Annotated in this window: 12 protein-coding genes; all 12 read left to right on the top strand. The window is 43.5% G+C overall.

The window, feature by feature from the left end; translation table 11 throughout:
- The first annotated feature begins 203 nt into the window (after nucleotides 1-203).
- The 12 genes from rimP to ASD40_RS01195 all read left to right on the top strand — a co-directional run bounded on the left by rimP (nucleotide 204) and on the right by ASD40_RS01195 (nucleotide 12,658).
- Nucleotides 204-668 (top strand): ribosome maturation factor RimP, encoded by a 465-nt coding sequence (rimP, locus tag ASD40_RS01250; protein WP_268795861.1) that lies wholly within the window; start codon nucleotides 204-206, stop codon nucleotides 666-668.
- A gap of 36 nt (nucleotides 669-704) precedes the next feature.
- Nucleotides 705-1,802, top strand: coding sequence for a transcription termination factor NusA (gene nusA, locus ASD40_RS01245; RefSeq protein WP_047672911.1), 1,098 nt, complete (start codon nucleotides 705-707; stop codon nucleotides 1,800-1,802).
- A gap of 29 nt (nucleotides 1,803-1,831) precedes the next feature.
- Nucleotides 1,832-2,146 (top strand): RNase P modulator RnpM, encoded by a 315-nt coding sequence (rnpM, locus tag ASD40_RS01240; protein ID WP_029195245.1) that lies wholly within the window; start codon nucleotides 1,832-1,834, stop codon nucleotides 2,144-2,146.
- The gene (locus tag ASD40_RS01235) at nucleotides 2,136-2,465 is read left to right on the top strand and encodes a L7Ae/L30e/S12e/Gadd45 family ribosomal protein (protein WP_235549131.1); all 330 of its coding nucleotides are present in this window, start codon (nucleotides 2,136-2,138) and stop codon (nucleotides 2,463-2,465) included. Before rnpM ends, ASD40_RS01235 begins: the two co-directional genes overlap by 11 nt.
- On the top strand, nucleotides 2,455-5,388 hold the full coding sequence (infB, locus tag ASD40_RS01230) for a translation initiation factor IF-2 (protein WP_063870685.1): 2,934 nt from the start codon (nucleotides 2,455-2,457) through the stop codon (nucleotides 5,386-5,388). The genes ASD40_RS01235 and infB overlap by 11 nt, the downstream gene beginning before the upstream one ends.
- Nucleotides 5,389-5,394: 6 nt before the next feature.
- Nucleotides 5,395-5,754 (top strand): 30S ribosome-binding factor RbfA, encoded by a 360-nt coding sequence (rbfA, locus tag ASD40_RS01225; protein ID WP_057301522.1) that lies wholly within the window; start codon nucleotides 5,395-5,397, stop codon nucleotides 5,752-5,754.
- Complete coding sequence (locus tag ASD40_RS01220) at nucleotides 5,751-6,752, top strand: DHH family phosphoesterase (protein ID WP_057301521.1); 1,002 nt, start codon at nucleotides 5,751-5,753, stop codon at nucleotides 6,750-6,752. Before rbfA ends, ASD40_RS01220 begins: the two co-directional genes overlap by 4 nt.
- Complete coding sequence (truB, locus tag ASD40_RS01215; protein ID WP_057301520.1) at nucleotides 6,749-7,663, top strand: tRNA pseudouridine(55) synthase TruB; 915 nt, start codon at nucleotides 6,749-6,751, stop codon at nucleotides 7,661-7,663. The genes ASD40_RS01220 and truB overlap by 4 nt, the downstream gene beginning before the upstream one ends.
- Nucleotides 7,664-7,709: 46 nt before the next feature.
- On the top strand, nucleotides 7,710-8,645 hold the full coding sequence (locus ASD40_RS01210) for a bifunctional riboflavin kinase/FAD synthetase (RefSeq protein ID WP_057301519.1): 936 nt from the start codon (nucleotides 7,710-7,712) through the stop codon (nucleotides 8,643-8,645).
- A 167-nt stretch (nucleotides 8,646-8,812) separates the two neighbouring features.
- The gene (rpsO, locus tag ASD40_RS01205) at nucleotides 8,813-9,082 is read left to right on the top strand and encodes a 30S ribosomal protein S15 (RefSeq protein WP_029195252.1); all 270 of its coding nucleotides are present in this window, start codon (nucleotides 8,813-8,815) and stop codon (nucleotides 9,080-9,082) included.
- Between the two features lie 267 nt (nucleotides 9,083-9,349).
- On the top strand, nucleotides 9,350-11,452 hold the full coding sequence (gene pnp / locus ASD40_RS01200; protein WP_057301518.1) for a polyribonucleotide nucleotidyltransferase: 2,103 nt from the start codon (nucleotides 9,350-9,352) through the stop codon (nucleotides 11,450-11,452).
- Between the two features lie 153 nt (nucleotides 11,453-11,605).
- Nucleotides 11,606-12,658, top strand: a complete 1,053-nt coding sequence (locus ASD40_RS01195) for a polysaccharide deacetylase family protein (protein ID WP_235549129.1) — start codon at nucleotides 11,606-11,608, stop codon at nucleotides 12,656-12,658.
- Nucleotides 12,659-12,713: the final 55 nt, after the last annotated feature.

The following is a 12,713-nucleotide window of genomic DNA, read 5'->3' as shown; positions in this document are numbered from 1 at the left end:
AAAGAAAAACTTTAGGCTGTCAAGTGAAAATGATTAACAAGTTTGCTATTGTAATGCAAAGAATGGTTATGGTATAATTTTTATTGGCAATAATGAGGATATCATCTTGTGATTAAAGAGTGGGGAAACCCACTCTTTACATTTTGATATAGGACTTTTCGGAATACGATAAAGGAAAGTCAATTTAGGAGGTACATTTATCTGTGGCTACACAAGCGCAAATCAAATCCGTCATTGAGGACATGCTGAAGGATTTCATTGAACAAAATGGATTTGAACTCGTGGATATTGAATATGTCAAAGAAGGCAGCAATTGGTTCCTTCGTGTCTATGCAGACAAGGAAGGCGGAATTGATATAGATGATTGCGGCCGCATCAGTGAATACTTAAGTGTTCAATTGGATGAGAAAGATCCCATTGCTGATGCCTATTTCTTGGAAGTTTCTTCACCAGGCGCGGAACGTCCGCTTAAGAAGACACAAGATTATCACAAGGCTGTGAATAGTCATGTATTTGTTACCACCTATGAACCGATAGACGGTTCCAAGGAATTTGAAGGTTTGCTGCTTTCCTTTGACGAGGAAGACCTCGTTATTGAAATTGGCAAAAAGAAAATTATTATCCCGTTCGCTAAAGTAGCAAGCGCTCGTCTAGCTATCGTTTTTTAGTGACCGTTACTTATTGAAAGGGGGGACTCAGTTCAAATGAACACGGATTTTATCGAAGCGCTGTCGGAAATTGAACGTGAGAAAGGTATCTCAAAGGAGTTACTTATCGATGCAATTGAAGCAGCGATGATTTCAAGTTATAAACGTAATTTCAACACCGCACAGAACGTGCGAGTTGATATCAATCGCCATACTGGCCTCATTAAGGTATATGCCCGTAAGACCGTAACTGAGGAAGTATTAGATCCAAGATTGGAAATTTCACTCCACGCTTCTCGTGAAATTAATCCGAATTACCAATTGGAAGATATCGTTGAAATTGAAGTGACTCCTCGTGATTTCGGACGTATTGCTGCTCAAACTGCCAAACAAGTAGTGACTCAGCGCATTCGTGAAGCCGAGCGTGGCTTGATTTATAATGCTTTTATCGACAAAGAAGAAGATATCGTTACAGGTATCCTTCAACGCCAAGATCAACGTAACATTTATGTGGACTTGGGTAAAGTTGAGGCTGTGTTGCCTTTGACTGAATTAATGCCTACTGATAAGTTCAAACAAGGCGATCGGATTAAAGCGTATATCACGAAAGTGGAAAATACGACGAAAGGACCGCAAATCATTTTATCAAGAACACATCCAGGGCTGTTGAAGCGTCTTTTTGAACTGGAAGTTCCTGAGATCTTTGATGGTGTGGTCGAGATTCGTTCGGTTGCGCGTGAAGCCGGTTTCCGATCCAAAATTGCTGTTCATTCCCGCAACGCTGAAGTTGATCCAGTAGGATCCTGTGTAGGGCCTAAAGGATTACGTGTTCAAACGATTGTAAGCGAACTGCGCGGCGAGAAAATAGACATCGTACGTTGGATGGAAAGCGTGGAAGAATACGTAGCCAATGCGCTTAGCCCTTCCAAAGTGCTTGAAGTGCAAATTCATGAAAATGAAAAAATGGCGCGTGTCATTGTACCTGACTATCAGCTTTCTCTGGCTATTGGAATCAAAGGGCAAAATGCTCGTCTTGCTGCCAAATTGACAGGTTGGAAAATAGACATCAAAAGTGAAACACAAGCCGAACAAGAATATGGCAGAGTAAAAACTTATTCCGAAGAAATGCATCAAGATTCTGTGAGTGTCGATTAAGTTTTTGTTTGGAGCAAGGGGTGATCGGAATGAAGCAGAGAAAAATCCCTCTGAGAAAATGCGTGGCCTGCCAGGAAATGATGCCGAAGAGGGACTTGATCCGCATCGTCAAAACGCCTGAAGATGAAATTCTCATAGATCTTAAAGGGAAAAAATCTGGGCGCGGTGCCTACCTGTGCGGTAAAGTTTCTTGTTTTAAATTAGCGAAGAAAAGTAAAGCCCTGGATAGAGCCCTTAAGCATGCCGTTGGTGCCGATATTTATGACCAATTGGAGCAAGATTTCATTCGTGTTGAAGATGAGTTCCTCTCTTCTAAAGAGGAGGAGTCCGAAGATGAATCCTAAATTTCTATCCCAATTGGGTTTGGCGATGCGGGCAGGGAAGCTGGTTACCGGTGATGAAGGTGTGTTTAAAGCGATTCGCTCGGGAGAAGCCAAACTTGTCATTATGGCGGAGGATGCATCCGCTAATACACGTAAGAAATTTCAAGACAAATGCCAATTCTATGGGATTAAACTCATGGAAATAGGTACGAAGTATGAATTGGGCCGCAGCATTGGGAAAGAAATGCGTGTCACCATAGGTGTATTGGACGGAGGCTTCGCGCAGATGCTGCAGAAGAGTCAAGAAAATCCTGCGGAGGTGAAACATATTGACCAATAAACAAGACAATAAAGATAAGACTCGCGTTTACGAATACGCAAAGCAACTCAATATGAGCAGCAAAGAAATTATAACCATCCTCAAACGTCTGAATATTCCTGTTAACAATCATATGAGTGTAATGGAAAATGACGCAGTGAGCAGTGTAGAAAAGTTTTTTCGTGATATTAAAGCCAATGCGGCTGCCAAACGAGCAGCTACGGACGGAGGAAATGTGAGTTCATCTACGACGAATCAGAATCCTGCAACGCAGGCTCCAGCACAAGAGAATAAAGGTGCAGCAACACCGGCTTCGAAGCCAGTTGCTTCAGAACCAACGAACAGCACGACTACCAATGGTGCAGTAACAGCGCCTCAAGGACAATCTACGCCTAATACGGCTAGTCGTCCTGCTCAGCCTGGGCGCGATCAACGACCAAGCGGTCAAGGATCATCGCAAGGCGGGCAACGTCCGCACAGTCAAGGCCAAGGTGGACAACGTACAGGTTATCAAGGTTCCAATCCAGGCGGGCAGCGTCCTAGCGGCCAAGGCTCTAGCCAAGGTGGGCAACGTACGGGCTATCAAGGTTCCAATCCAGGTGGACAGCGTCCAAGTGGTCAAGGCTCCAGCCAAGGTGGGCAACGTACAGGTTATCAAGGTTCCAATCCAGGTGGACAGCGTCCAAGTGGTTCCACTGGCGGCTACAATAGCCAACGTCCAAGCGGCGGTCAAGGCTACAGCCAAGGTCAAGGCCAAGGCCAAGGCGGAGCTCCACGCAGCAATAGTAACTATGCAGGATCCCGTCCAAGTCAGGGGACTAGTGGACCGGGAGCTGGTGGTGGACAAAGCGCGAATAGCGGCCGTCCGCAAAATGCAGGCCCGAACCGCAGTGCTGGTCCTAACCGTCAGTCTAAACCGTTTGATAACCGCAACAATAATCAAAGCGGAAGACCTGTCATTCAAGAAGCAAAGCCGCAGTTCCACGTAGGAGCAACAGCAGCTGAATTGGATGATGCAGCAGCAAAAGCGGGTGTAATTACAACTAAGAAATCCAAACCAACACCTAAACGTTTTGATGATAACCGTTCCGGCGGAAATCGCGGGCCTGGTGGACAAAACAGAGGCAACCAACGCGGTAACAATAGAGGCAGATACCAACAGGAAACTGTTAAAAAAGAGAAAATTGACAACACACCTAAGAAAATCATCGTTCGTGGCAGCATGACCGTTGGTGAAACAGCGAAATTACTTCACAAAGATGCTTCTGAAGTTATTAAGAAGCTTTTATTCTTGGGTACAATGGCAACAATCAACCAAGAGCTTGATTTGGAAGCCATTCAATTGATTGCATCCGAGTTTGGCGTTGAAGTAGAAATTAAGATTAAAGTCGAAGAAGACAATTTCGAGACTTTCGAAGAAATTGACGATGAGGCTGATCTGATTGAGCGTCCGCCAGTTGTTACGATCATGGGTCACGTTGATCATGGTAAAACAACGTTACTTGATGCTATTCGTAAAACAAGTGTAACCGAGGGTGAAGCAGGCGGTATTACACAGCACATCGGTGCTTACCAAGTTGAAGTTAACCAAAAGAAAATCACTTTCTTGGATACGCCTGGTCACGAAGCTTTTACAACCATGCGTGCCCGCGGTGCACAAGTAACCGATATTACAATTATCGTTGTTGCTGCTGATGACGGCGTAATGCCACAAACCGTTGAAGCTATTAACCATGCTAAAGCGGCAGGTGTTCCGATCATTGTAGCAGTTAACAAGATTGATAAAGAAGGCGCAAATCCAGATCAAATCAAACAAGCACTTACGGCTTATGAGTTGGTTCCGGAAGAGTGGGGCGGAGATACGATTTTCTGCGAAATTTCCGCAAAACAAAGGATTGGGCTTGAAAATCTGCTTGAAATGATTCTGCTTGTTGCGGAAGTTCAAGAGTATAAGGCTAACCCGAACAAACGTGCTAGAGCGACTGTAATCGAAGCCGAGTTGGATAAAGGTCGTGGTCCAGTTGCCAGAATCCTGATTCAACATGGTACATTGAAAGTCGGAGATAGCTTCGTAGCTGGCGTGTGCTTCGGCCGCGTAAGAGCGATGGTGAATGATAAAGGTAAACGTTTGAAAGAAGCGGGTCCTTCAACACCAGTTGAAATCACGGGTCTTACAGAAGTACCACAAGCTGGAGATCCATTCCTTGCTTATGAAGATGAGCGTAAGGCAAGAGACATTGCAGATCGTCGTTCCATTGCACTTCGACAATCCGAGATGACGGCGAATTCACGCGTTACATTGGATGACCTCTTTAAACACATTAAAGACGGCGAAATCAAAGAGCTCAATGTAATCATCAAAGGTGACGTTCAAGGTTCTGTTGAAGCCCTGAAAAGCTCCCTTGAGAAGATCGAAGTAGAAGGCGTTCGCGTCAAAATTCTTCACAACGGTGTTGGTGCTGTTACGGAGTCTGATATTATTCTGGCTTCTGCATCTAACGCGATTATTATCGGTTTCAACGTTCGTCCTGAACCTGCAGCGAAAGCAACAGCAGATCAAGAGAAAGTTGATATCCGTCTGCATAACATTATCTACAACGTAATTGAAGAAATCGAGCAAGCTATGAAGGGCATGTTGGATCCTATCTTTAAAGAAGTTGTACTTGGTCAAGCAGAAGTACGTAATGTGTTCAAAATTACGGGCTCAGGTACAATTGCTGGATGTATGATTATTTCAGGCAAAATTGCTCGTAATGCACAAACACGCTTGATCCGCAGCGGTATTGTCGTGCACGAAGGTAAAATTGACTCCCTGAAACGATTCAAGGATGACCAAAAAGAAGTGGCACAAGGTTATGAATGTGGTATATCTCTTGAGCGTTATCATGATATTAAAGAAGGCGACATTATTGAAGCCTTCATCATGGAGTCCGTTGAGAGGTGATGACAAATGGCTAGAGTTCGTGTAGGTCGAGTTGGCGAACAAATAAAGAAAGAATTAAGCCAGATCGTTCAGTCCGAATTGAAAGATCCACGCATTGGTTTCTTGACCGTAACTGGTGTAGAAGTTACGAACGATTTATCCTTAGCTCGCGTTTTTCTTAGCGTAATGGGCACAGAAGAAGAGAAAGCTGCAACACTTAAGGCGCTTTCTGTAGGTTCTGGATATATTCGTTCGGAATTAGGCAAACGAATTCGTTTACGTAAAATTCCAGAGCTGCAATTTAAGTTCGATGCTTCTATTGATTATGGAAGTCATATCGATAACTTATTGCACAAGCTTAATCAGGAAGGAAATTCAAGCGTATGAGCAGTGGAATGAACCATGCCACCGAATACAGCCAGCAGCTGGCAGCAGCAGCTACGTTTATCGAGCAGCATGATGATTTCCTGGTGGTATCTCACATCCAACCGGATGGGGATGCCGCCAGTTCTACGTATGCAACCGGTTGGATTCTTAAACAACTGGGAAAATCCTTTACAATGATCAATGAGGGCGCTATGCCCTCTAAATTTTCCTATTTATGGGGAAGTGATCAAGTACTTGATTATGGCAAAGAAGTTCCTGATAGACGTTATCAAACCATCATAAGTGTAGATTGTGCTGATTTCTCCAGAATGGGTAGGATCAGCACTCTTTTTGATGACCAAGCACGGCTGCTCAATGTTGATCACCATCCAACGAACGATAGATTTGGTTCGTGCCATTTGATTAAACATGATGCCGCTGCAACCGTTCAAATTTTGTATGATTTAGCCATACATATGAAACTTGTACCGAGTTTGGAGTTTGGTGATTGCATTTACACGGGCTTGTTGACAGACACAGGTGGTTTTCGGTATTCGAATACCTCGCCTGAGGTTATGCAAATTGGAGCAACCTTGTTATCACTGGGTGTTCAGGGCTCTGTCATAGCTGAGCAAGTGCTGGAAAGAGTCACCTACTCGCAAATAGTACTTCTCCAGAGAGCTTTATCTACTCTCTCATTTGCAAATGATCGTAAATTAGCCTGGCTTGCTGTTTCTCTGGCAGATTTGGAGTTAACTGGTGCTTCAAGCGACGATCTGGATGGGCTTGTCAACTATCCGCGTAATGTGGAAGGCGTGGAAGTGGGCATGCTATTTAAAGAGAAAGCAGTTGGTGTCATTAAAGTAAGTCTCCGCTCATCAGGACTTGTTGACGTTGCTGCGATTGCGCAATCACTTGGCGGTGGCGGCCATGTTCGTGCTTCAGGCTGTACAATCCAAGGTACGCTTGAGGAAGCAGTAGCTAAAATGGTTCAGGAAGTAGGGAACAAACTCATATGACGTTAGAAGGCATTTTGCCTGTATGGAAACCAGCGGGCTTCACTTCTCATGATGTTGTTGCCAAGGTTAGAGGTATCCTTGGGATCAAACGCATCGGCCACACAGGAACGCTCGACCCGCAAGTAACCGGGGTTTTGCCATTATGTATAGGTAGAGCAACTCGAATGGTTGAGTACATTCAGGATCTGCCTAAGGAGTATGAAGCTGTTCTTCGAATCGGTCTTTCAACCGATACGGAGGATATGACGGGTACTGTGTTGGAAGAAGTTTCACAAGTGACTTTGGATGAAATGAGAGTCCATGAGGTTCTTCATTCTTTTGTCGGAGAAATCGAACAGGTTCCACCGATGTTCTCTGCAGTGAAGATTGATGGGAAACGACTCTATGAATTAGCCCGCGAAGGCAAAGAAGTAGAGCGGAAGTCACGTAAAGTGACGATTCATAAGCTAGATATCCTCCATATGGACCTACAGCAAAAACATCCAGAGATTCAATTTCGTGCTTCTTGCTCCAAAGGAACCTATATAAGAACCTTGTGTGTGGATATTGGCAAGGCTCTCGGATATCCGGCGGTGATGAAAAGTTTAATTCGTACATCGACTGGCAGTATTCGCCAAGAGCAGTGCTTAACATTTGAACAGATTGAACAAATGAAGGTTCAAGGATTACTGCAGGCGCATATGATTCCTATGGATCAGGCGATTTCACATATCCCATTCATTGAACTATCTGCCGGGGAAGCTGTACATGCATTACAGGGGAAGAAAATAGCTATGACAGCGAATCGGACGGCTCATGCTGATGCATCACAAACCATTTTCAGGGCTTATTCGACTGATGAACGTTTTCTTGGTTTGTATGAATGGAACAGTGCTAGTCAAGTCCTGATCCCTGCCAAAGTTTTCCTCTAATTATAACGTCACGGGACAGGTTGAAATGGGTAGGTGAAATGAATTTATGCGCATAATACCAATATCATACCCCATTAATATGGATGATTTGGACCTAATAGTGGGAGAGCAAGTAGTGGCAATTGGTGATTTCGATGGTGTACATATGGGACATCAGGAAGTCATTGGTCGAGCCCTTCGCACGGCAAAGAAACTTGGGCTGAAGGCGTCAATCATGACCTTTCATCCACATCCTAGAGCAGTAATGGGTCAAGATAAATATTTGGATCTAATAACTCCGATGAGTAAGAAAATGAAGATGTTTGAATCGCTGGGTGTTAATCATGCCTACATTGTTACCTTTGATGCCTCTTTAATGCGGTTATCCCCGGAACATTTCGTGGATCAAGTATTGGATCGACTTGGTGTTGAAAGTGTCATATGTGGTTTTGATTTTACGTTTGGTTTTCAAGGTAAAGGTACCCCGGATTCGCTCTGTGAGTTGAGTCATGGGAAATTTTCTGTAGAAGTGGTGAGACCCTTTCATATGGATGGCGAAAAAGTTAGCAGTACACTCATTCGTGAATCATTACAGCAAGGGGACATAGACACAGTTACCAGACTTCTTGGGCGTCCCTATAGTATAAGCGGCATCGTTGTGGATGGAGAGAAGCGAGGGAGAACACTTGGCTTTCCTACAGCTAATATCCAACTGGATGAGTCTTACGTCATCCCTACCAATGGTGTTTATGCGATTAAAGCTTCTGTTAAAGGGGAAACCTATAATGGGGTTATGAATATTGGTGTAAAGCCTACCTTTACAACTGGAGAATTGAAGCCCTCATTCGAAGCTCATTTATTTGATTTTTCCGAACAAATTTACGGAGAGCATATGAATGTTGAGCTAATAGCTTTCCTACGACCAGAGCGGAAATTCTCATCCCTAGACGATTTGGTAACTCAAATTAAACTTGATGTTGAATCAGCTAAGAGCAAATTATAACGTTACAGTTGAAACAAGCATTTACTTCTACTGTGCGATTATGATATACTGAATAACGTTGCCAAAAGGATGTATACCTTCTGGCATGAACCTTAGCTTGGACATACGCTATCATCGGCGATTTCTGGGCTATCGGGGATACAATAGAATTTAGGAGATGAACAATCATGGCATTAACTCAAGAGCGTAAAACACAACTGATTCAAACTCACAAGGTACATGATACCGATACGGGTTCACCTGAGGTACAAGTAGCAATCCTTACAGAAAACATTGTCAACCTGACAAATCATCTGCGGACTCACAAGAAAGATCATCATTCCCGCCGCGGTTTGCTCAAAATGGTTGGTCAACGCCGTAAGCTGCTAGCATACGTGAAGAACAAAGATGTGAGCCGTTACAGTGCTTTGATCGAAAAGCTTGGTTTGCGTCGATAAAACCGACAATGAGAAGCAACCTGTTGCTCCTTTGCTGGGCTTGATAAAGCTTTGGCGAAGAAAGGCAACGAGGTTGCTTTTTCTTGTATTTTTAAAACGGGAAAAGAAGGAAATACTAGACATTACGCAGAAATAGTGGATGACTCCAACGTTAGGCAATTTTTGAGTACATATGGAGCATAATATAAAAGGTTTCTGAACCTTCCTTTCTGTGCATGTTTATCAAACACATATGAATTGAATAGAACAATTCCTTAGGAGGATGTTATGGAGAAAAGGGTACAAATGGAACTTGGCGGCAAACCGTTCATTCTTGAAACGGGTAGATTGGCCAAACAAGCCAATGCAGCTGTAACTGTCCGTTATGGCGATACGGTTGTATTGAGTACAGTAACAGCTTCAAGCGGACCGAAAGATCTGGATTTCTTTCCGTTAACGGTTAATTATGAAGAAAGATTATATTCCGTTGGTAAAATTCCAGGTGGTTTTATTAAACGTGAAGGACGTCCAAGTGAGAAAGCGATTCTTGCGAGCCGTTTAACGGATCGTCCGATTCGCCCTCTTTTCCCTGAAGGCTTCCGTAATGACGTGCAAATCGTTTCTATCGTAATGAGCGTAGACCAAGAGTGTCCGCCAGAAATGGCAGCAATGATTGGTACTTCTGCTGCACTTGCAATCTCTGACGTTCCTTTCAATGGGCCTGTTGGTGGCGTGATTGTTGGACGAGTAGATGGGCAATTCGTTATTAATCCGACGGGTGAGACAGCAGAGAAAAGTGATCTTCACTTAACGGTTGCCGGCACCAAAGATGCGATTATGATGGTAGAAGCAGGCGCAAATGAAGTTTCAGAGGAAGTTGTGCTCGAAGCTATCATGTTCGGACACGATGAGATCCGTAAGATTGTTGCGGTGATTGAAGAATTGGTTGAACAAGCAGGTAAACCGAAAATGGAGGTTAAACTTCATACGGTTGATACCGAGGTAAATCGTGCTGTTCGCGAATTTGCTCAAGCTAGATTAGTTGATGCGATTAAAATTCCTGAGAAGCATGCTAGACAAGAAGCAATCGATATTGTGAATGCTGAAGCTGTGGAACGTTTTACAGCCTTGTATGCAGAAACTCCTGGTTTACTAGGTGATGTGAAAGAAACACTTTATGATATCGTTAAAGAAGAAGTACGCCGTTTGATCACACATGATAAAGTGAGACCAGATGGACGTAAACCAGAAGAGATTCGTCCAATTGATTGTGATATTGATTTGTTACCGCGTACTCACGGTTCAGGCTTATTCACACGTGGACAAACACAAGCACTAAGTATCTGTACATTAGGCGCTTTAGGCGATGTTCAAATATTGGATGGCTTGGATCTTACTGAAACCAAACGTTTCATGCATCACTACAATTTCCCTCCGTTTTCCGTTGGGGAAGCAAGACCGCTTCGTCCACCAGGTCGTCGTGAAATTGGACATGGTGCATTAGGTGAGAGAGCCCTTGAGCCAATCATCCCTAATGAAGTTGAATTCCCTTACACCATTCGTCTCGTATCTGAAGTATTGGAATCGAACGGTTCAACATCCCAAGCTAGTATTTGTGCAAGTACACTTGCTCTTATGGATGCTGGTGTTCCGATTAAAGCTCCGGTTGCTGGTATTGCGATGGGTCTGATCAAAGACGGAGATCACTTCTCCATTTTATCCGATATTCAGGGTATGGAAGATCATCTTGGCGATATGGACTTTAAAGTTGCGGGAACCGCTGAAGGAATTACAGCCCTGCAAATGGATATCAAAATCGATGGGATCGATCGCAGCATCCTGCAGCAATCTTTGCAGCAAGCCAAAGAAGGCCGTTTGCACATTTTAGGTAAAATGGTTTCTCGTATTTCAGAGCCTAAGAAGACTCTTTCCAAATACGCGCCTAAAATTCTTACGATGAACATCAACCCGGACAAAATCCGTGATGTTATTGGTGCAGGCGGTAAAATCATCAATAAAATTATTGAGGAAACCGGCGTAAAAATTGATATCGAACAAGATGGCCGTGTATTCATCGCTTCATCCAATCAAGAGATGAACGAAAAAGCACGTTCTATTATCGAAGGCATCGTTCGTGAGGTTATAGTGGGTGAAACTTACCTGGGAACCGTAAAACGCGTTGAGAAATTCGGAGCATTCGTAGAAATTTTGCCTGGTAAAGAAGGTTTGGTTCATATTTCACAGATCTCCACAGAGCGAGTAGCGAAAGTGGAAGACGTAGTGAACATTGGCGATCAAATCACCGTTAAAGTAACTGAGATTGACCAACAAGGAAGAGTTAATCTTTCTCGTAAAGCGACATTAACTTCGCAAGTCCAGGCTCAAACCTAAGCCGCGTGACTTGTGAAGTCCCTTTTAAATAGTTTTGGATAAAGAGTCAGATCAATCTGTCTCTTTTTTGCTGTTTAGATATACCGGACATGCCTCGTTCTACTCTTGTCCCTTCCTGCATAAAATCAGGACATAAGGAAGGGGGATCTGTGTATGCTCCACAAAAAATGGCTTCTGCTTGGAAGTTTTTTTGCTATGGTTCTGCTTACATTGGATGCAATCCCTAGCGTAGGAACTTACATTAATGCAGTGAAGAATAACCAAATTTCGTATCTAGCAGACTCCAATTGGTTGGACGAAGAAGCACTTCCGGTCTTTGCCTCTGCGACTTTGAATTCAACCGAACAAAAGAAGTCAAAGCAAAGCAATTTACTAGAAACGGTTATGAAAGAATCAGAAAAACGAAAAATTCCCGCTATTAATGCCAAACTTGATCCTGTTTGGAAAGCAGTTCCCGGTTACAACGGATTGGAAGTCGATATTGAGGAGACGCTCAAGCTAGCAGAGCATCATTTAACGCCGAATAAAATCAATTATGTAATGAAAGAAGTGCAGCCTAGTATTCAATTAAACGATCTCGGTCCGAATCCGATATATAAAGGGAACCCCAAGAAGCCAATGGTTTCTTTCATGATCAATGTTGCTTGGGGAAATGAGAACTTACCTAGTATGCTTGAGACTCTGCGCAATGAAAATGTACATGCGACTTTCTTTCTAGATGGCTCGTGGTTGAAGAAGAACGTGGAAATGGCCAAAAAGATCCAAAGCGAAGGGCATGAAATATCTAATCACGCTTATTCGCACAAGGATATGAGAAGTATAACGCGCAGCAAAGCTGTTGAGGAAATTTCTAAAACAGAGGATCTGTTGAAGCAGCAGCTTGGTGTGAAGAACATGCTATTTGCACCTCCCTCGGGTTATTTTAATCAAGAAACGGTTCAAGTAGCTTCGGAGTTCAATTTGCAAACTGTACTGTGGACATTCGATACGATAGATTGGAAAAATCCAGGGTCTGAGCGAATCCTTCAACGGTTATCATCAAGCGTCGAGCCTGGTTCACTTATTTTGATGCATCCAACGACCTCATCCAAGGAAGCATTACAAGGAATGATCCGTATCATTAAAAATAAAGGATTGACGATTGGCACTGTATCTGAGCTTTTATCCTCTAAACGTGTTGCTGAAGCGGGTCAAATCGTGAAATAATTGATCAATCAGCTGGAAAGTTGAGTCGTTGGCACATTTTTGTTAGACTGAGTAA

It is taken from the genome of Paenibacillus sp. Root444D2 (genome assembly GCF_001426375.1).
In the GTDB taxonomy this organism is placed as follows: domain Bacteria; phylum Bacillota; class Bacilli; order Paenibacillales; family NBRC-103111; genus Paenibacillus_E.
Note: the sequence above shows the minus strand (reverse complement) of the source record. Positions and strands in the feature narration are given on the sequence as shown.

Bases quoted from the DNA above. Each gene is read 5' to 3' on its own strand.
- nusA (WP_047672911.1), top strand. From the start codon at position 705: ATGAACACGGATTTTATCGAAGCGCTGTCGGAAATTGAACGTGAGAAA.
- rnpM (WP_029195245.1), top strand. From the start codon at position 1,832: ATGAAGCAGAGAAAAATCCCTCTGAGAAAATGCGTGGCCTGCCAGGAA.
- ASD40_RS01235 (WP_235549131.1), top strand. From the start codon at position 2,136: ATGAATCCTAAATTTCTATCCCAATTGGGTTTGGCGATGCGGGCAGGG.
- rbfA (WP_057301522.1), top strand. From the start codon at position 5,395: ATGGCTAGAGTTCGTGTAGGTCGAGTTGGCGAACAAATAAAGAAAGAA.
- ASD40_RS01220 (WP_057301521.1), top strand. From the start codon at position 5,751: ATGAGCAGTGGAATGAACCATGCCACCGAATACAGCCAGCAGCTGGCA.
- truB (WP_057301520.1), top strand. From the start codon at position 6,749: ATGACGTTAGAAGGCATTTTGCCTGTATGGAAACCAGCGGGCTTCACT.
- ASD40_RS01210 (WP_057301519.1), top strand. From the start codon at position 7,710: ATGCGCATAATACCAATATCATACCCCATTAATATGGATGATTTGGAC.
- rpsO (WP_029195252.1), top strand. From the start codon at position 8,813: ATGGCATTAACTCAAGAGCGTAAAACACAACTGATTCAAACTCACAAG.
- pnp (WP_057301518.1), top strand. From the start codon at position 9,350: ATGGAGAAAAGGGTACAAATGGAACTTGGCGGCAAACCGTTCATTCTT.
- ASD40_RS01195 (WP_235549129.1), top strand. From the start codon at position 11,606: ATGCTCCACAAAAAATGGCTTCTGCTTGGAAGTTTTTTTGCTATGGTT.